The sequence below is a fragment of the Pleomorphomonas sp. PLEO genome (genome assembly GCF_041320595.1).
Classification (GTDB): Bacteria; Pseudomonadota; Alphaproteobacteria; order Rhizobiales; family Pleomorphomonadaceae; genus Pleomorphomonas.
Genome location: NZ_CP166625.1, coordinates 3,660,573 through 3,678,274, shown reverse-complemented (window position 1 = coordinate 3,678,274; position 17,702 = coordinate 3,660,573). Strand labels below are relative to the sequence as shown.

The window sequence follows — 17,702 nt, the reverse complement described above, 5'->3', positions numbered from 1 at the left end:
GGCCATGCGCATCCTGATTTCCAATGATGACGGCATCTACGCGCCGGGTCTTGTCGCACTTGAGAACATTGCTCGGTCGATCAGTGATGACGTTTGGGTGGTGGCGCCCGAAACGGACCAATCGGGCTTTGCCCATTCCCTCACGTTGCACGACCCGCTGAGGGCAAGGAAGATCGACGAGCGCCGGTTTGCCGTGCGCGGTACACCGACCGACTGCGTGATCATGGGCGTTCGCCATATCCTGCCCGGCCGGCCGGACCTCGTGCTCTCCGGCGTCAACGCTGGCACAAACATGGCCGACGACGTCACCTATTCTGGGACTGTCGCCTGCGCCATCGAGGCGACGCTGCTCGGCATCCCCGCCGTCGCGCTGAGTCAGGCTTACGAGGACTTTGTCGGTCGCATTCCCTTTGAGACCGCCGAGGCGCTTGGGCCGGATATCCTCCGCAAGTTGACCGGGCAGGGGATTGCCCATGGCACGTTCATCAATGTCAACTTCCCCAACTGTCAGCCATCCGAAGTGGCCGGCATCGAGGTGACGCGGCAGGGTAACTTTGCCTATGACCACGGCATCGACGTCGAAAAGCGCATCGATGCCCGGCATAAGCCCTATTACTGGCTGACCTTCAAACGCGGTGAGATGTTGTGCGCGCAAGGGACGGATGCTTTTGCCATATCGCGCAAAAAAGTTTCGGTCACTCCGCTTCGCCTCGACCTCACCGACAGCGCGGCTATGGAAAAACTGCAGGCGCTGTTCTGACCGAAACGCTTTTTCAAGGCTGTTGGTCTTACTTTTGACACCTCGGTCATAAATGCAGCGTCACAACTCATGTTTTGTGGCATTGCGCGAGAGAATGGTGTCGATGAGGCCTTTCGAGCCGGACAAAGTGGCGATCGCGGAGCTGACGATGAAGCTCCGTGGCATGGGTGTCACTGATAACCGGCTGCTACGCGCCCTCGAACTCGTGCCGCGCCGCATGTTCGTCGCCGCCGCCCATCAGGCGAGCGCCTATCTCGATCGATCCCTGCCTATCGAATGCGGTCAGACCATCAACGCTCCCTCCACGGTAGCGTTGATGGTGTCCGCTCTCGCTATCGAGCCACAGGACAAGGTGCTTGAGGTTGGTTGCGGGTCGGGCTTTCAGGCGGCCATTCTCGCCCATCTCGCTACCCAGGTGGTGACGATGGATAGGTTCCGCAGCCTGATCGACATCGCCGAGGATCGCCTGTCGGCACTGAAGATCACCAACGTCGTCACTCTGCTCGGCGATGGGCTCGAGGGCTTTACCCGCTATGCGCCCTACAACCGTATCCTGATCGATGGTGCGGTTGAAAAAGTACCGACGGCATTGCTCGATCAACTGGCCGACAAGGGAACACTGGTCGCCCCGGTTGGAACCGGCCATACGCAAACCCTGGTGCGAATCTCACGCGACGGTCGGCTGTTCCATCGCGCCGAGCTCGGCAATATTCGGCAGTTCCCGCTGCGGGAAGGCGTAGCGCGACGGTTGTGAGTCCCGACCGTCGGGCTGAACGTGTTCACCAAAAGTCTTGAGGAAATCCGCCGTTTCCCGTGGGTTTCATGGTGTTAACTGGCGAGCCTTCTTGTCGCTTTAAACCTTTGTCAACGTTACTGCGGCTTAATCATTGCAGTTGAAGTCGAGCAGGCGAGACCTGATGATCATGAGTAACCTAGCGATCTGCCGGACCTCCCGCTTCCTGGCCCAGGTTGCCGCCGTCGCCATCATGGCTGGCTTTTCGGCCGGCTGTAGCGGCGACGTGAGCCGGTTCGGAAATGTGTTTGCCGAGACGGACAACCAGGGCCAGATCATTGGCCGCGCCGATCCGATGCCGACCGGATCTATAAACGCCCAGGCGACCTCCGCGCAGCCCGCCTATGCGCAACCGGCCTATCCGCAGCAGACTTATGCCGCGCCGGCCCCCACCTATTCGTCGAGCGCCGTGTCTGCGAGCGCGCTGCCGCCGGCTCCCGGCGCCGTTGTCAACAATGGCGCTTATGTCAGGCCGACTCAGACCGCCGCCCTGCCGGCACCGACCGGCACTGCCCCAGCCGCCACTCAGCCTTGGACACCCTCGAACGGTACGACCATCACCGTAAAGCCTGGCGATAGCGTGCAAGTGCTCGCTCGCCGCTATGGAGTGGCCGAATCGTCGCTGCTCGCCACTAACGGTCTTATTGCTGGCGCGCAGCTGGCTCCGGGACAGAATATTGTCATTCCGGCTTATGGACAGCAGAACACAGCGGTTGCCGCCCCGCCGGCCGCAACGGTCGCCTCAGCTACCGCGCCTGGCCCGCAAGTTCTTGGCCAATTGCCGCCCGTCAAGCCACCGGTGCCGAAATCTGTGTCGAGCGAAGTGGCTGCCGCAGCGCCCGCCAAGCCTGTCCCGCCAGCGACCACCGCGGTCGCCATGGCGACACCGACCTCGACGACAGCTACCGATGCCAAGCCGGGCTTGCTGCCGCCAGCTGGAAACAAGCCGGCTCAGCAAGCGAGCCAGCAGGTGGCTGCACTTGCTCCGAACCAGACTCAGCCAAGTGTCAAGGATACCTCGCCAGCTTCGGCGGGTGTTGAGAGCGCTGCCGATGGCAGCTTCCGTTGGCCGGTGCGCGGCCGCGTGATTTCCGCCTTCGGCGTCAAGCCGGGTGGTGAGCGCAACGACGGCATCAATATCGAAGTGCCCGAGGGGACTCCGATCAAGGCAGCCGAGGGCGGCCAGGTGATCTACGCCGGTAACGAGCTGAAGGGCTTCGGCAATCTGGTGCTGGTCAAGCACCCGAACGGCTTCGTGTCGGCCTATGCTCATGCCAGCGAGGTGCTGGTCCAGCGTGGCGACAGTATCCTGCGTGGTCAGACCATCGCCAAGGTTGGCGCCACCGGCAACGTCAGCCGGCCGCAGCTACACTTCGAGATTCGCAATGGCAATCGCCCGGTCGATCCGCTGCCCTACCTCAGCGGCTGATTAACGGCATTTGAGACAGCACAATTCTGCAACCGGCGGCTTCGGCCGCCGGCTTTTTATATTCTGGATGCCGCTTCATTGTTCAGGTCGGTAGCTGCGCTGATCCCGCAGCCAGACCACGGTATCGTTTTGTCCGGCACGCGAAACGCACCCACAGGTATTGATTTCCCGTCCTCCGGGCTTGTTGTAGCGTGGAGGCAGATACTCAATTGTTTGGAATGAGATATGCCTCTCTTGGAAAATCGCCGAATCGCGCTGGCCGCTCGCCCCAAAGGGGAACCCAGAATTTCCGATTTTCGTTTGGAAACGGTCGCCGTTGCAGAACCTAGTGATGGCCAAATTCTGCTGGAAATCCTCTATCTCTCGCTCGATCCCTATATGCGGGGGCGCATGAGCGCGGCGAAATCCTATGCGAAGCCGGTTGAAATTGGGGAGGTCATGGAAGGTGGAACCGTGGCGCGGGTGGTTGTTTCGCGTCATCCGTGTTTCGCAGAGGGAGACATCGTCCTCTCCTATTCCGGCTGGCAGAGCTTTGCGATTTCCGACGGTTCGGGTCTGCGCAAGCTCGATACCTCGCTTGTGCCGCCCAGCACGGCGCTCGGAGTGTTGGGTATGCCGGGTTTCACGGCCTATTCCGGCCTTTTGACGATTGGAAAGCCTGCGGTGGGAGAGACGGTGGTAGTCGCCGCCGCTAGTGGTGCTGTGGGTTCTGCGGTAGGCCAGATCGCCAGGATTAAGGGCGCGCGTGCGGTCGGTATTGCCGGTGGGCCGGAAAAGTGTGCTTTCGCAAGGAAAGAACTCGGATTCGATGCCGTTGTGGATCATCGTGCCGGGGATTTTGCCGAGCAGCTTGCAGCCGCCTGTCCGGATGGGATCGACGTATATTTCGAAAATGTTGGCGGCGCCGTATGGGATGCCGTTTTCCCGCTGCTTAATGAGTTTGCCCGCGTTCCAGTTTGCGGTCTGATTGCGAACTATAACGACGAAGGAGAGGCGCTTGCCGGGCCGGATCGTCTGCCGGGCCTCTTGCGTGAGATATTGACGAAAAGTCTGACGATCCGAGGGTTCATCCAGCGAGAATTCGCTGATCAGCGACCCGCGTTTTACCGAGAAGCGGCCGAATGGCTTGCCTCGGGAAAGCTGCGGTACAAAGAGGATATCGTCGACGGGCTCGAAAACGCGCCCACTGCCTTTATCGGCCTGTTGAAAGGCAGAAATTTCGGAAAGCTCGTCGTCCGCGTTGCCTCATGATTCCATGACGGCGGCGGCTATATTCGGCAATCGGTAGCTTTTCCCGGCAAGGCGTCTCGTTCGACCTTGCCGGGGCGAGGCGACAGGGATCAGCGCCAGCCGCGCGGGATAATCCGCTCGTCGTCGGTCACGCAGGCGAGCGAGGCGGCTGGTGCCTGATTGTCGCGACTGACCAGATAGGCCGTTTCCGCGTCGCTGCCACAAATCGGCCTGGCAATCACTTCGAATCCAGAACGACGCAAGCAACTGCCAATGTAGCGCTCGCGCAATTCCGCGTTGACATCGCTCGTGCGGCTGCTGCCGGGGTAGAAAAACCCACCTCTCTCGCGGCAATAGCGGCGACCGCTCTCCGGATCTTCCCGGCACTCAGTGAACCCGGGGCTGTATTCCGGGGGGCGGTATTCCGTGACTAGCGCTTGAGGAATCTTTTCCAGCGATTCGATGCGGCATTGGTCAGCCGCGGCTTGTCGCTCTGCGAAGCTCGATCCGGTTTTATGAATGACCGGCACCGGCGTTGACACGCACCCTGCGAGCAGGAGCGCGCCCATCGCCATGATACGCTTCATCTTTCTCTCCCCCGATTCTGACGGTTACCCGTTACGTTTCGAGCCTTAACCGGCCCGCCAGATCTTGAACATATTGCCAGGCGACACGGCCTGACCGTGCGCCGCGCGTCCGCTCCCATTCGAGTGCTTCCGCCCTGAGAACCTCTGGGTCGATATCGAGTTCCAGCGCCGCGACATAACCTCGCACCATGTCGAGATAATCATCCTGCGAGCAATTATGGAACCCGACCCAAAGACCAAACCGGTCGGAGAGCGATACTTTCTCCTCGACCGCCTCGCCAGGATTGATCGCCGTCGCTCGCTCGTTCTCCATCATATCGCGCGGCAACAAATGGCGCCGGTTGGATGTTGCATAGAACACAACATTGTCCGGACGCCCCTCGATGCCGCCCTCAAGCACAGCTTTCAGCGATTTGTAAGAAGCGTCGCCGTGGTCGAACGAGAGATCGTCGCAGAACAGGATAAACCGATGGCCGCTGTCGCGCAGCATTTTCATCAGAACCGGCAGGCTCTCGATGTCTTCCCGATGAATCTCGATCAGTTTGAGGGGCGTGAAGCCCGGATGGCCGGCAAGGCGCCGGTTGACTTCCGCCTGGGCGGCCTTCACCAGCGACGATTTGCCCATGCCGCGCGCACCCCACAGCAGTACATTGTTGGCCGGCAAGCCACGGGCGAAGCGCTCGGTGTTGGCGACGATCATGTCGCGATTGCGATCGATACCCTTGAGAAGGCCGATCTCTACGCGATTGACCCGCTGAACAGGTTGCAGTGAAGCCGGATCGGCGGCAAAGACGAAAGCATCGGCCGCCCGAAAGTCCGGCGCCGAGGGACGCGACGGTGCCAACCGTTCGAGAAGGTCGGTGATACGTTCGAGATGGCTGTTCAGTGTCTCGATGGCGGAAGCGCTCATATCCGTCCTCTCCCTGTTGATCTAGTACCGAGCGGTACTCCCTTGGTTTTTCTAGGTCGCCCTATATGTCAATGCAAACCTCGGAAGGCCATTTCCGGTACGCTTTGCGGTGATTCCTGCCGGAGACTACCTAGACGGCGGCCCGAAGAGCGGCCGCGCGTAGCTTTGGTTTGCAAAGTCCTGCGGCCTAGGTATATTCCGGCCACTTTCGAGAGGGCGTCTTGTCGCCTTCTCTTCAATGCCCCTGTGCCTCGTCGGTCCGGCTTACGGGCGGCGGCGTGCCGATGGAGTTGACCTGATGTTTGTGACCCCAGCCTACGCCCAGGCAGCCGGTGCCGCCGGCGACGCCAATTTTCTGATCCAGTTTGCGCCTTTCATTCTGATCTTCGTGATCATGTATTTCCTGCTCATTCGGCCGCAGCAGCGCAAGGCCAAGGAGCATCGGGATATGCTGAAGAACCTTCGGCGCGGTGACGTGGTGGTGATGCAGGGCGGCCTGATCGGCAAGATCGCCAAGGTTGTCGATGAGAGTGAACTGTTGCTCGACGTGGGTGATGGTACCACTAAGGTGCAGGTGCGAGTCGCCGCTGGCCTTGTGCAGCAGCTCCGCACCAAGGGCGAGCCCGTCAAGGAAGGCAACTGACCGAACGGTTGGTACAAGATGGAAAGCGGGCAGCCGATCTGCCCGCTTTCGGCCAATGAGGTCCGAGGCAGCACATGCTCTATTTTTCTCGCTGGAAAGTGACCGCGATCCTGTTGACGATTTTCGTCGCACTCGTGGTTCTGATTCCCAACTATCTGAGCTCGGACCAGATCAAGTCCCACTGGCCGTCCTGGCTTCCGGGGCGGCAGATTGTCCTTGGCCTCGACCTTCAGGGCGGTGTGTATCTGCTCTACCAAGTCGATGTGACCGACTACAAGCAGAAGCGGCTCAAGGCGCTCGAAGGCGATATCCGCCAGGCTATGCGCGATGAACCGCGCCTCGGTTATACCGGCCTTGGTATCCAGGGCGACGTCGTTCAGCTGAAGATACGCGACGCCGATAAGTTCGACGAAGCCGGCAAGCGTCTTCACAATCTGCTCAATCCACTCTCGACCGCTACCCTTGGCGGGACCGCTGTGAGCGAGTTCCAGCTCGATCAGGGCTCCGATGGGCTGATGCGGCTCGGGTTCTCGTCGGCGGGTCTCGACAAGCGGCTTGGCACCGTCGTTCAGCAGTCGATCGAAGTCATTCGCCGCCGTGTTGACCAGATGGGCGCCGTCGAACCGTCGATCCAGCGCCAGGGCTCCGACCGCATCCTGGTAGAGGCGCCCGGCGAGAAGGATCCGGCTCGTCTCAAAAACATTATCGGCCGTACCGCGCAGATGACCTTTCATCTCGTTGATCTCAACGTGTCGCCCGACGAGGCGGCCAAGGGCAACCTGCCGCCTGGTGAGATCCTCCTGAAACAGAAGGAAGCGGGCGGCATTCCGATGGTGGTCGACGAGACACCACTGATGGGTGGCGAAGATCTCACCGACGCCCAGACCTCGTTCCAGAGCCAGACCAACGAACCGGTGGTGTCCTTCCGTCTGTCGACGTCCGGTGCCCGCAAGTTTGCCCAGGTGACGACCGATAACGTCGGCCGGCTGTTTGCCATTGTGCTCGACGACGAGATCATTTCAGCGCCGCGCATCAACGAACCGATCACCCAGGGGTCTGGTCAGATCTCCGGCCACTTCACTGTCGAGACCGCCAACGATCTCGCCGTGCTGCTCCGAGCCGGCGCGCTGCCGGCCAAGCTGTCGGTCGCCGAGGAGCGCACCGTCGGTCCCGGACTTGGCGCCGACTCGATCGCCGCCGGCGAACGTGCCGCGATGATCGGTACCGTCGCTGTCGTCATCTTCATGCTGGCGGCCTACGGTTTGTTCGGCGTGTTCGCCAATGTCGCCCTGTTGGTCAACGTGATCCTGATCATGGCCATCATCACCATCCTGCAGGCGACGTTGACGCTGCCCGGCATCGCCGGCATCGTGCTCACCATGGGCATGGCGGTCGACAGTAACGTGTTGATCTACGAACGCATCCGTGAGGAGCAGCGGCTTGGCCGGTCGCCGATCTCGGCTATCGATACCGGTTTCCGTCGCGCTTTCGGTACCATTCTCGATGCCAACATCACCACTTTGATCGCCGCCATCGTGCTGTTCCAGATGGGCTCCGGCCCGGTGAAGGGCTTCGCGGTGACCCATGTGATCGGCATCGTCACAACTATGTTCACGGCCATCACCTTTACCCGACTGGTGGTGGCGACTTGGGTCCGCTACCGGCGGCCGTCCGTCGTTCCGCTTTGATCCGGACCCTGAGGCTCCATCATGCGCCTGCTTCGCCTATTTCCTGACGACACCAAGATCCCCTTCATGAAGTGGAGGAAGTGGAGCTTCCTCTTCTCCGGCATCGCGTCGGTGCTCTGCTTTGTGGTCCTCTATACCCATGGAATGAACACCGGCATCGATTTCCAGGGCGGCACGCTCATGGAAGTCCAGACCAAGTCCGGTCCGGCCGACCTTGAGGGCATCCGAAATCAGCTTAATGGCCTCGGTCTCGGCGAGGTACAGGTGCAATCTTTTGGCGCCGATGACGACGTGCTGATCCGCATCGCCCGCCAGGAAGGTGGAGACGAGGCCCAGACCGCCGTTATCAGCAAAGTGCAGGCTTCCCTCGGCGATGGCGTCGACTATCGCCGCACAGAAATGGTCGGGCCCCGCGTCTCCGGTGAGCTGGCTGAGAATGGTATTCTCGGCATCATCTCGGCGCTGGCCTTGATCATGGTCTACGTCTGGTTCCGATTTGAGTGGCAGTACTCGCTCGGCGCGGTGATCGCCACGTTGCATGACGTCGTGCTGACCATCGGCTTCTTTGCCATTAGCCAGGTTGAGTTCAATCTGTCCTCGATCGCCGCCATCCTGACGATCGTTGGCTATTCATTGAACGATACCGTGGTCGTCTATGACCGAATCCGTGAGATGCGGCGCAAATACAAGCGCCTCAATCTCGTCGTTCTCCTGGATCTCGCCATCAATCAGACACTGACCCGGACAACCAACACCGCGCTCACCACGCTGATCGCGCTTGCTGCTTTGGTGATATTCGGTGGCGAAGTGATCCGTTCGTTCACCGCGTCGATGCTGTTTGGCGTGCTGATTGGCACCTATTCCTCGATCTTCATCGCGGCTCCCGTCCTGATCTTCCTCGACCCGCAATTGGCCGGCGACAAATCGACGAAAAAAGTCGAGGATGATGAGGGGGCCGTCGAGCCGGCGTGAGTTCGGGTGTGTCTCCTCTGGAGCGCCGCCGATGAAGCTGTTTGGGCCACGAAGCCGTCCGCTACAACGCCATGAGCAGCACCTGCCCGAGCAGGCGCCGGTGGAAGCCTATGGCAACGGCGGGTTTCGCTTTGGCGGCATGTCGCATCGTGGATCGATCCTGATCCTGCCGTCCGGCGTTCACGGCTGGGCGGCCGTCACGTCGGCCGACATCACCATCGACAGTCTTGCTCGAGTTCTTGAAGAGGCTGGCGACATCGACATGGTGTTGATCGGCACCGGTCAGGATCTCGTTCCATGCAAGCGGGCCGTCGTCGACGCTTTGCGCGAACATGGCGTCAAGCACGAGGCAATGTCGACCGGGGCAGCAGTCCGCCTGTTCAATGTCATGCTCGGCGAGCGGCGCAAATTCGCCGCGGCCCTGTTGGCCGTCGACTAATGGTGTCCTCTTCTCGCCTTGACGACGCTTATCGCTATTGCGAGGGGCTCGTTCGCGATCATGACCGTGATCGTTGGCTGGCCGACGAACTGCTTCCCGAACAGAAACGCCGGCATGCCTTGGCAATCCATGCCTTCTCCTATGAGGCGGCGCGCATCCGCGAGACCATCCATGAGGCGATGCCAGGCGAAATTCGCCTGCAATGGTGGATCGATGCCATAGAGGGCGAGGCACGTGGCGACGTTGCCGCCCACCCTGTGGCTGCGGCATTGATCGACACCATCCGCCATTTCTCACTACGCCGGTCGGGTTTCGTCAATCTTCTGGAAGCCCGCCGCTTCGATCTTTACGACGATGCCATGCCGACGCTCAACGATCTCGAAGGCTATGCCGGCGAGACGGCGTCGGTTCTATTCCTTGAGATTGCTCAGGTGCTCTGCGATGGCGCCGACCCGAAGGCGGCCGACGCAGCCGGTCACGCTGGTGTCGCTTATGCCTTGACCGGATTGATGCGGGCGCTGCCGATCCATGCGCGCCGCAATCAGGTTTATATACCGGCCGATCTCCTGAAAGCGTCCGGGATCGAGCCGGACGATGTGCGCCAAGGCCGCAAAGCCGAGGAATTGGCGGGCGTTCTTAGCGCCCTGAGGGACCAAGCCGCTGGTCATCTCGATAAGGCGCTCGCTGCCCTGGCGGAAATGGATCCGCGCGCTAAGCCGGCCTTCCTGCCGCTCGCCTTTGTCACACCTTATCTCAAAACGCTTGCCAAGGCGGCGCCCTATGGTCCCGTGGCTGAAATCAGCGCTTGGCGGAAGCCATTGCTCCTGTGGCGGTTCGGGCGACGGCTTTAGCCGCGCGCGCTCGCCTCGACGAGGCCCACCAGCCCCTTCAGCATGTCGATCGGTTCGGGTGGACAGCCTGGGATCGTGAGATCAACCGGAATAATCTCCGATACGGCGCCGATCACCGCGTAGCTCTTGCTGAACACACCGCAGCCGGCGGCGCAGTCGCCGATCGCCACCACCCATTTGGGTGCCGGCATTGCGGCATAGGTGCGTTCAAGACCTTCGCGCATGTTGGCCGTGACCGGTCCGGTCACCATCAATACGTCGGCGTGGCGCGGCGAGGCGACGAAGCGCAGGCCGAAGCGCTCGACATCATAGTAACTGTTATTGAGAGCGTGGATTTCCAGCTCGCAGCCGTTGCAGGAGCCAGCGTCGACCTCGCGGATCGAGAGGCTGCGGCCAAGCCGCGCCTTGGCGGCAACACCGAGTCGCGCGGCCAGCGCATCGATCTCGGCGTCCGCAACCGTCGGCGCCCTCTCGGTCACCGGCCGTCGAAAAAGACCCTCGAGCAGCATTCTACGCATGGTCGGTCGTCCGCCTCAAAGGTCGTGCCCGGAATAGGAGCAATTGAAAGACTTGTTGCAGAGCGGGAAGTCGGCAACGATGTTGCCCTCGATAACCGCCTCCAGGAGAGGCCACTGAAAGGCTGAGGGGTCGCGCACGGTCCCGCGCAGTACGCGGCCGGTCTCATCGGTCCTGAGCCAGACCAGCACGTCGCCGCGGAAGCTCTCGACCATGGCAAGCCCTTCCATGGCGCCGTCACGCGGCTCGTGCGCGAGACCACCGGCTTGCGGGACTCTGCGTTCGCGCAACGCCGGCGCCGTTGGATAGGCAATTGGCCCGGGCGGTAATCGGTCAATGATCTGCTCGATCAGTTCCAGGCTTTCAGAGATTTCATCGATACGCACCCAGATGCGGGCATCAACGTCGCCGCCCTCCCGCCTGATGACCTTGAAGTCGAGGTCGCCATAGGGCGGGTAGCCGGGCGCCTTTCGAGCATCGAAAGCGCGGCCGGACGCACGGCCGACCGGTCCGCCGGCTCCGAACCGGCGCGCGAGTTCGGGCGAAAGGCGACCGGTTGAGACCGTGCGATTCTGCAGCGAAGCTGTGTTGTCGTAGAGTTCGACAAGGCGGGGGAAACGTTGGCGGATGCGTGTGGTGAGGGCCTTGATCGGCGCAACATCGTCAAGGTCGGAGGTTACGCCGCCTGGAATGATGCGATCCATCATCAACCGATGGCCAAACGTCGCTTTGGCGGCGCGCAATACTTCCTCGCGCAGTATGCCGCAATGCGCCAGCATCAATGCGAAAGCGGCGTCGTTGCAGATGGCGCCGATGTCGCCAAGGTGGTTGGCGAGCCGTTCGAGTTCGGCCATCAGCGCGCGCAGCCATATTGCCCGTTGCGGCACGCCGATGCCCAGAGCTGCCTCGGCCGCCCGTGCGAAGGCAAAGGAATAGGCTACTGTGCTATCGCCGGAGACACGGGCGACCACCTTCGCCGCCGCCTCCAGCGTCGTGTTGGTGAGTAACCCCTCAATGCCCTTGTGAACGTAGCCGAGCCGCTCTTCCAGCCGCACGACGATCTCGCCATTGGCCGAGAAGCGGAAGTGGCCTGGCTCGATGATGCCTGCGTGCACCGGGCCGACAGCGATCTGGTGGAGCGGCGGTCCTTCGGCCTTCAGGAAAGGGTAGGGCGCGCCGTCGGCCGGGATCAAGGCACCGTCGCCGAGCGGCGCGCGGACACCCCAGCGGTCGTGGTCGAGCCAGCGCCGATCGTCGGGCATTCCCTCGGGTAGAAGGCCGTAAAGGTCGACGATTGCCCGCTCGAGGCGCTGGGCCGGCGGATGCGTAAGACCGACCGACGGGAAACGGCCGTCGGGCGTCGCCAGCGTCAATACCATGAGTGCGCCGTCGTCGTCGTCGAGTACGGCCATGTGTACGGCGCGAGGTTCGGCCCATAGACCCGAAAGCGTGGCATTCCCCGCGGCGATCGCCAGCGTCGCCTGCCGCCATGTGTCGGCGTCGACGGTGACGCGCGGCCAGGGCTTCTGCTCTTCGATGGTCAGCGCGGCGTTGAGGAGGGCGGTGCGGAGCGTGCTCATGGTCTCATCCCAGCATGCGCGCGACGTTCTGGAACCAGGCAACCAACGGGCCGGGCAGGTAGATGCCAGCGATCAGCACCAGAACGAGATGAATGATGAGCGGTAACATCGATGGAGGTCGGCCGGCGTCGACGACACTTGGCGACGGCGTACCGAAGGCAATGCCTGTCAACCGCCAGATAAGGGCGCCGAAGGCGAGGAGCAGGCCGAAGACCAGGGGTATGGCGAGCAGTGGCTGGCGGGCGAAGGTCGAACTTACCAGAAGGAACTCACTGGTGAAAATGCCCATGGGCGGCAAGCCGGCGATGGCCGCGACGCCGACCACAAGGCTCCAGCCAAGCGTCGGGTGGCTCTCGGTGAGGCCGCGAATATCAGCAATCTTTTGCGTACCCTTGACCTGCGCCACCTGACCGACGGCGAAGAAGATCGCCGATTTGGTCAGCGAATGCATGGTCATGTGCAGAAGGCCGGCGAAGTTGGCAAGCGGTCCACCCATGCCGAAGGCGAAGGCGATGAGCCCCATATGCTCGATCGATGAGTAGGCGAACAGTCGCTTGATGTCCCGCCGGAGGTACAGCATGAATGCCGCGAAGATCAGCGACACCAGGCCAAGCGTCACCAGAAGCGGTCCTGGTGCCACCGCGAAGGGGTTGGCGGCGAGCAGCATCTTGAAGCGCAGGAGCGCATAGAGCGCCACGTTGAGCAGCAGGCCCGACAGCACGGCCGAGATTGGCGTCGGACCCTCGGCATGGGCGTCCGGCAGCCAGGCGTGCAGCGGTGCGAGACCGACTTTGGTGCCGTAGCCAAGCATCAGGAATACGAAGGCAACGTTGAGCAACTCCGGGCTGAAGGCACTGGCGTTGGCGATCAGTGTCGTCCAGACCATGGCGTCGTGGCCTTCGCCGATCACCGGCCGGGCGGCCATGTAGATCAGGATGGTACCGAACAGGGCGAGGGCGATGCCGACCGAACCGAGAATGAAGTATTTCCAGGCAGCCTCTAGCGCCGCCTGCGTGCGGTAAAGGCCGACCATCAGTACGGTGGTCAGAGTGGCGAGTTCGACTGCCACCCACATCAAGCCGATGTTGTTGGCCGTCAATCCGAGGTTCATCGAGAAGGAGAGTGCTTGATACATGCCGTGGTAGAAACGGATGTAGCCCGGTTTCAATCGGCCGATCTCGATTTCATGACCGATGTAGCTCGCCGAGAAGATCGAAGTGGTGAAGCCGACGAAGGTGCCAAGCACCACGAAGACGACATTGAGATCGTCGACGAACAGGAAGCTCACCGTTGGGTCTGGTCGCGCAACGAGCAGTGTCAGCGCGAACAGGAAGGTGATGCCGGACGCCAGCATGTTGATGAGGGCGCCGGGCCGGTACTGCGGGATCAGGACGAGAAGGAGCGCCGCGATGCCGGGAACCACAAGCAAGGCGTCAATTGGAGCAAAGGGTAGCATATTCAAAATCGCGATCATTCCCGGCCCTCCCGAAAATCGTCGAGGGCCTGGGTGTCGATGGTGTCAAAGCGCTCGCGGATGCGAAACAGGAACACCCCGATGACGATGAATGCGACCAGTACCGAGAAGGCGACGGAGATCTCGACCACCAGCGGCATGCCGCGGGCGCCGGTGGCGGCTAGGACGAGGCCGTTTTCAAGGCTCATGAAGCCGACGATCTGGCTGATGGCGTTCTGACGCGTCACCATGATCAACAGACCGAGCAAAATGACCGAGAGAGCCAGCGCCAGATCCTCGCGGGCGATCGGGTCGGCCTCGGCGGCGGCCGGCAGCATGACGACCATGGACAGCGCCACGAGGCCGATGCCCATCAGCATGGTCGGGCCAATGCCGCCCACCGTTTCGATGTCGCGATGGACACCGAGACGCAGCACCATGTGGTGTAGCGCCACCGGAATGATGATCGCTTTCAGAATCAATGCGATGGCAGCGGTGACGAACAGGTGCGGCGCCGACTGGACATAGGCTTGCCAGGCGACTGACAGCGACAGCACCACCGCATGCGCCGCGAAGACGTTGAGAAGACCGAGTAGCCGGTTCTGATAGAGCATCATGAAGCTCACCAGCACCATGCCGCCAGCCAGAAGATGCGCAGCGTCGAGGGAAAAGCGTTCCATCAGAAGCTCCGCGAAACGAATAGCAACAGCGTGCCGAGAAGGCCGAGCATCAGCGCGCCACCGACAAATTCCGGCACGCGGAACACCCGCATCTTGGCAATCGCCGTCTCGAACAGCACCATCAGGAAGCCGCCGATGGAAAGCTTGCCGACCCAAGTAACGACACCGACAAGCATGCCGAGGACACCGTCGTTCTGGCGAGCCATGCCCCAGGGCACAAAGATGCAGGCGATCAGCGAGATGTAGAGCAGGAGCTTCAGTGCCGCCGCGAGCTCGATCACCGCGAGATGGCGGCCGGAATACTCCAGCACCATGGCCTCATGCACCATGGTCAGCTCAAGATGCGTCGCCGGATTATCGACCGGTACACGGGCATTCTCCGTCAGCGCCACGATGATGAGACCGATCAGCGCTAGGCCGAGCGAGACGCGCAGTGTGCTGTGGTCGACCATGAACTCGGCCACAGTCGAGAGCTGCGTCGAGCCGGCCACCAGCGCCACGGTGAACACGATCATGATCATCGCCGGTTCGGCCAGTGTCGCGAACAGCATCTCTCGGCTCGATCCGATGCCCCCAAAGGCCGTCCCGATGTCCATGCCGGCAAGTGCCAGGAAGAATCGCGCCGAGCCAAGCAGCGCGGTGATGGCGATCAGGTCGGCGGCCCATGAGAAATGCAAGCCGGCGGCAAACGTCGGCACCAGCGCCGCTGCGACCCAGGTGGTGGCGAAAATCAGGTAGGGCGCGTTGCGAAACAGCCAGGAGGCGTTGTCGGCCAGTACGGCTTCCTTGCGCACGAGGCGGAGAAGGTCGCGATAAGGCTGCAACACAGACGGTCCCTGCCGCCGCAGGAGGCGCGCTTTCACCTTGCGTGTGAAGCCGATGAGGCCTGGCGCGAGTGCCAGCACCAGCACCATCTGGATGCCCTGGACGAGGATGGCGAGGATCAGGCCCATGTTGCCACCAGAACGAGAAGGAGAACCAGCGCCGCGAAGACGAGACTAAGGTAACTGCGGATCGTCAGGAACTGCAGGATGTTGAGCCGTTCGGCCGCGTAGAGCACGGCGCTCTCGATCGGCGCGTAGATGAATTCCCATATCAGATCACGCAGCGACAACGTCAGACTGGCCGGCGCCATGTCGCCGGGGGCGGGCATGGTCTGGCTGACCTTGGCCCGGAAGGCGATCGGGCCGAACACCCGGCGGATCGGCTGAGCGAAACTGTCGGCAGTGTATTGCGTAACCGGGGAAGCATCGGGAAAGCCGCAGTCCCAGGGCGGCGCGCGGCGCACGGCACGGGAGGCGAAGTTGTGAATGACGCGGATCGCCGCCCAACTGGCCATCATGATGAAGAAGAAGACCAGGAAGCCGGAATAGGAGCTGCGGCTCTCGGAGATCGGTATGATCGACAGGTGCGGCAGGATCGGCTGTTTCGGCATCGCGCCGGCGACAAGCATCTGTGAGACCGGCGACAGCGCATCGAGGAACGGGCCGGGGAAGACACCGGCAACGAGGCAGACGGCGAGAAGAGCGTACATCGCACGGACCTGCCAGCGGCTGACCTCGTGCGCCGTCTCGGCGGCGGGCGAGCGTGGCCGGCTGAGGAAGGTGATGCCGAAGGCACGAACGAAGCAGGCGGCGGCGAGCGCCGCGGCCAGAGCCAGCATGGCGCCCGACGCCGGTACCAGGAAGCGCAACGCCCACTGCGGCAAGTCGGGACTGAGGAGAATTGCCTGAAGGATCAGCCATTCCGAAACGAAGCCGTTGAGCGGTGGCAATGCCGATATGGCGAGGCAGCCGCCGAGAAACAGATAGGCCGTCTCCGGCATGCGGTGGACGAGGCCGCCAAGCTTCTCAATGTCCCGTTCACCGGAGCCAGTCAGCACGTTACCGGCGCCGAAGAACAGCAGGCTTTTGAACAGCGAGTGGTTGAATGCGTGGAAGATCGAGGCGGTAACGGCCAGCGCCGCCGCGCCGACCATGTCGTTGGTCTTGAAGGCGAGACCGAGACCAAGGCCGATGAAGATGATGCCGATGTTTTCGACGGTCGAGTAGGCAAGGAGCCGTTTCAGATCGCGCTGCAGGACGGCATGAAGCACGCCGAGCACCGCCGATCCCGCCCCCAGGATCAGTACCAGCACCGCCCACCACCACGCCGGCTCTCCGGCAAGGTCGAACACGACGCGAATGAAGCCGTAGATGGCTACCTTGGTCATAACGCCCGACATCAGCGCCGACACATGGCTCGGTGCCGCGGGGTGAGCTAGCGGCAGCCAGACGTGCAGCGGCACGAGGCCGGCTTTAGAACCGGCGCCGAGCAACATCAACACCAGCACGAGGCCTGTAAGCCAAGGCACATGCTCGGCGGTACGAATGGCCGAGAAGGCATAACCACCATCCGGACCGGCCAGCAGGCCGAAGGCGAGCAACAACATCAGAGTGCCGAAGGACGCCATCAACAGGTAGACATAGCCGGCGCGGCGGTTCTCCGCGTCGTGGTGGTGGGCCATCACCAGTGCCCATGAGCTAAGCGACATGAACTCCCAGGCGACAAGGAAACTGAAGGCATCGGCCGACAGGACCACCAAATTCATGCCGGCTAGGAAGGCCGGATAGAAGGGCAACACGCGACCCGGCTCCTCCTCGTGGGCACCATAGCCAATGGCATAGAACGAGGCCACCATTGCGCCGAAGTCGACAATGATGAGGAAGGCGGCACTGAGAGGATCTAGGACGAAATACGCGCCGATCCACGGCAGGCCGACCGGCAAATGCACGCCGCCCTGAAAGGCGCTGCCACCTAGAAGGGCAAGGAGCGCACACATCAGCAATATGGCGGCAAGGACGAGGCTTGCGCCGTAAACGACGGGTGTCGCCCAGGCAGCGCGACGGGCGGTGAGGATCGGCGCCACCACGGCGACGCCGGCAAGGCCGGCGACACTCAGAAGGGCCGCTACGATCGGCATTGTCACTTTCGTTCCCCGAATGGGTTTCGGGCCGCTTCCGGCGGCTCCGTGAGAGCGACGTGCAACGACGCTCACGCATCGGCTCGTCGAGGCGTCGATTGACGCCGGTGAACCACACCGAACGGTGCGGGAGCCGCGATCCCGGCGCGACCGGTGTCGGCGTCGGATGAGGCGGCTGTCGTGAAAGACTCAAGGATTGATCAAAGCAT

The 17,702-nt window shown here is 62.0% G+C and carries 17 protein-coding genes; 9 read left to right on the top strand and 8 right to left on the bottom strand.

Going from position 1 to position 17,702, the window contains the following annotated elements:
• Positions 1-4 precede the first annotated feature (4 nt).
• The 4 genes from surE (at position 5) to AB6N07_RS17145 (ending at position 4,233) form a co-directional block, all read left to right on the top strand.
• Entirely contained in the window at positions 5-760 is a 756-nt protein-coding gene (surE, locus tag AB6N07_RS17160) for a 5'/3'-nucleotidase SurE (protein WP_370674284.1), read from the top strand.
• 103 nt (positions 761-863) lie between these two features.
• Positions 864-1,514 (top strand): protein-L-isoaspartate(D-aspartate) O-methyltransferase, encoded by a 651-nt coding sequence (locus AB6N07_RS17155; RefSeq protein WP_370674283.1) that lies wholly within the window; start codon positions 864-866, stop codon positions 1,512-1,514.
• Positions 1,515-1,683: 169 nt separating this feature from the next.
• Positions 1,684-2,982, top strand: a complete 1,299-nt coding sequence (locus AB6N07_RS17150; RefSeq protein ID WP_370674282.1) for a peptidoglycan DD-metalloendopeptidase family protein — start codon at positions 1,684-1,686, stop codon at positions 2,980-2,982.
• A gap of 225 nt (positions 2,983-3,207) precedes the next feature.
• Positions 3,208-4,233 (top strand): NADP-dependent oxidoreductase, encoded by a 1,026-nt coding sequence (locus AB6N07_RS17145; protein WP_370674281.1) that lies wholly within the window; start codon positions 3,208-3,210, stop codon positions 4,231-4,233.
• Positions 4,234-4,322: 89 nt separating this feature from the next.
• On the opposite strand, the gene AB6N07_RS17140 is transcribed toward AB6N07_RS17145, so the two are convergent.
• Both AB6N07_RS17140 and AB6N07_RS17135 read right to left on the bottom strand, forming a co-directional pair.
• Positions 4,323-4,799 (bottom strand): hypothetical protein, encoded by a 477-nt coding sequence (locus AB6N07_RS17140; protein WP_370674280.1) that lies wholly within the window; start codon positions 4,797-4,799, stop codon positions 4,323-4,325.
• Between the two features lie 31 nt (positions 4,800-4,830).
• Positions 4,831-5,709 carry an ATP-binding protein gene (locus AB6N07_RS17135; RefSeq protein ID WP_370674279.1) on the bottom strand — a complete coding sequence of 293 codons (879 nt, stop codon included), beginning with the start codon at positions 5,707-5,709 and terminating at the stop codon, positions 4,831-4,833.
• A gap of 298 nt (positions 5,710-6,007) precedes the next feature.
• Here AB6N07_RS17135 and yajC point away from each other — a divergent pair, with 298 nt between their 5' ends.
• The 5 genes from yajC (at position 6,008) to AB6N07_RS17110 (ending at position 10,302) form a co-directional block, all read left to right on the top strand.
• Positions 6,008-6,352 carry a preprotein translocase subunit YajC gene (yajC, locus tag AB6N07_RS17130; RefSeq protein ID WP_370674278.1) on the top strand — a complete coding sequence of 115 codons (345 nt, stop codon included), beginning with the start codon at positions 6,008-6,010 and terminating at the stop codon, positions 6,350-6,352.
• A gap of 74 nt (positions 6,353-6,426) precedes the next feature.
• Positions 6,427-8,040, top strand: coding sequence for a protein translocase subunit SecD (gene secD, locus AB6N07_RS17125; protein WP_370674277.1), 1,614 nt, complete (start codon positions 6,427-6,429; stop codon positions 8,038-8,040).
• A gap of 21 nt (positions 8,041-8,061) precedes the next feature.
• Positions 8,062-9,012, top strand: coding sequence for a protein translocase subunit SecF (gene secF / locus AB6N07_RS17120; RefSeq protein ID WP_370674276.1), 951 nt, complete (start codon positions 8,062-8,064; stop codon positions 9,010-9,012).
• Between the two features lie 31 nt (positions 9,013-9,043).
• Positions 9,044-9,451 (top strand): Mth938-like domain-containing protein, encoded by a 408-nt coding sequence (locus AB6N07_RS17115; RefSeq protein WP_370674275.1) that lies wholly within the window; start codon positions 9,044-9,046, stop codon positions 9,449-9,451.
• Entirely contained in the window at positions 9,451-10,302 is an 852-nt protein-coding gene (locus AB6N07_RS17110; protein ID WP_370674274.1) for a phytoene/squalene synthase family protein, read from the top strand. Before AB6N07_RS17115 ends, AB6N07_RS17110 begins: the two co-directional genes overlap by 1 nt.
• Here AB6N07_RS17110 and AB6N07_RS17105 read toward each other — a convergent pair.
• The 6 genes from AB6N07_RS17105 to hyfB are packed head-to-tail and all read right to left on the bottom strand — an operon-like array spanning position 10,299 to position 17,493.
• On the bottom strand, positions 10,299-10,820 hold the full coding sequence (locus AB6N07_RS17105) for an NADH-quinone oxidoreductase subunit B family protein (RefSeq protein WP_370674273.1): 522 nt from the start codon (positions 10,818-10,820) through the stop codon (positions 10,299-10,301). The genes AB6N07_RS17110 and AB6N07_RS17105 overlap by 4 nt on opposite strands.
• Positions 10,821-10,835: 15 nt before the next feature.
• The gene (locus AB6N07_RS17100) at positions 10,836-12,398 is read right to left on the bottom strand and encodes an NADH-quinone oxidoreductase subunit C (RefSeq protein ID WP_370674272.1); all 1,563 of its coding nucleotides are present in this window, start codon (positions 12,396-12,398) and stop codon (positions 10,836-10,838) included.
• A gap of 4 nt (positions 12,399-12,402) precedes the next feature.
• Positions 12,403-13,872 (bottom strand): hydrogenase 4 subunit F, encoded by a 1,470-nt coding sequence (locus AB6N07_RS17095; protein WP_370674271.1) that lies wholly within the window; start codon positions 13,870-13,872, stop codon positions 12,403-12,405.
• On the bottom strand, positions 13,869-14,531 hold the full coding sequence (locus tag AB6N07_RS17090; protein ID WP_370674270.1) for a hydrogenase-4 component E: 663 nt from the start codon (positions 14,529-14,531) through the stop codon (positions 13,869-13,871). Before AB6N07_RS17090 ends, AB6N07_RS17095 begins: the two co-directional genes overlap by 4 nt.
• Positions 14,531-15,484 (bottom strand): respiratory chain complex I subunit 1 family protein, encoded by a 954-nt coding sequence (locus AB6N07_RS17085; RefSeq protein ID WP_370674269.1) that lies wholly within the window; start codon positions 15,482-15,484, stop codon positions 14,531-14,533. The genes AB6N07_RS17090 and AB6N07_RS17085 overlap by 1 nt, the downstream gene beginning before the upstream one ends.
• The gene (hyfB, locus tag AB6N07_RS17080; protein WP_370674268.1) at positions 15,475-17,493 is read right to left on the bottom strand and encodes a hydrogenase 4 subunit B; all 2,019 of its coding nucleotides are present in this window, start codon (positions 17,491-17,493) and stop codon (positions 15,475-15,477) included. The genes AB6N07_RS17085 and hyfB overlap by 10 nt, the downstream gene beginning before the upstream one ends.
• Positions 17,494-17,702: the final 209 nt, after the last annotated feature.

Excerpts from the sequence above, each read along its gene's own strand:
- surE (WP_370674284.1), top strand. The coding sequence starts at position 5 with ATGCGCATCCTGATTTCCAATGATGACGGCATCTACGCGCCGGGTCTT.
- AB6N07_RS17155 (WP_370674283.1), top strand. The coding sequence starts at position 864 with ATGAGGCCTTTCGAGCCGGACAAAGTGGCGATCGCGGAGCTGACGATG.
- AB6N07_RS17150 (WP_370674282.1), top strand. The coding sequence starts at position 1,684 with ATGAGTAACCTAGCGATCTGCCGGACCTCCCGCTTCCTGGCCCAGGTT.
- AB6N07_RS17145 (WP_370674281.1), top strand. The coding sequence starts at position 3,208 with ATGCCTCTCTTGGAAAATCGCCGAATCGCGCTGGCCGCTCGCCCCAAA.
- AB6N07_RS17140 (WP_370674280.1), bottom strand. The coding sequence starts at position 4,799 with ATGAAGCGTATCATGGCGATGGGCGCGCTCCTGCTCGCAGGGTGCGTG.
- AB6N07_RS17135 (WP_370674279.1), bottom strand. The coding sequence starts at position 5,709 with ATGAGCGCTTCCGCCATCGAGACACTGAACAGCCATCTCGAACGTATC.
- yajC (WP_370674278.1), top strand. The coding sequence starts at position 6,008 with ATGTTTGTGACCCCAGCCTACGCCCAGGCAGCCGGTGCCGCCGGCGAC.
- secD (WP_370674277.1), top strand. The coding sequence starts at position 6,427 with ATGCTCTATTTTTCTCGCTGGAAAGTGACCGCGATCCTGTTGACGATT.
- secF (WP_370674276.1), top strand. The coding sequence starts at position 8,062 with ATGCGCCTGCTTCGCCTATTTCCTGACGACACCAAGATCCCCTTCATG.
- AB6N07_RS17115 (WP_370674275.1), top strand. The coding sequence starts at position 9,044 with ATGAAGCTGTTTGGGCCACGAAGCCGTCCGCTACAACGCCATGAGCAG.
- AB6N07_RS17110 (WP_370674274.1), top strand. The coding sequence starts at position 9,451 with ATGGTGTCCTCTTCTCGCCTTGACGACGCTTATCGCTATTGCGAGGGG.
- AB6N07_RS17105 (WP_370674273.1), bottom strand. The coding sequence starts at position 10,820 with ATGCGTAGAATGCTGCTCGAGGGTCTTTTTCGACGGCCGGTGACCGAG.
- AB6N07_RS17100 (WP_370674272.1), bottom strand. The coding sequence starts at position 12,398 with ATGAGCACGCTCCGCACCGCCCTCCTCAACGCCGCGCTGACCATCGAA.
- AB6N07_RS17095 (WP_370674271.1), bottom strand. The coding sequence starts at position 13,872 with ATGATCGCGATTTTGAATATGCTACCCTTTGCTCCAATTGACGCCTTG.
- AB6N07_RS17090 (WP_370674270.1), bottom strand. The coding sequence starts at position 14,531 with ATGGAACGCTTTTCCCTCGACGCTGCGCATCTTCTGGCTGGCGGCATG.
- AB6N07_RS17085 (WP_370674269.1), bottom strand. The coding sequence starts at position 15,484 with ATGGGCCTGATCCTCGCCATCCTCGTCCAGGGCATCCAGATGGTGCTG.
- hyfB (WP_370674268.1), bottom strand. The coding sequence starts at position 17,493 with ATGCCGATCGTAGCGGCCCTTCTGAGTGTCGCCGGCCTTGCCGGCGTC.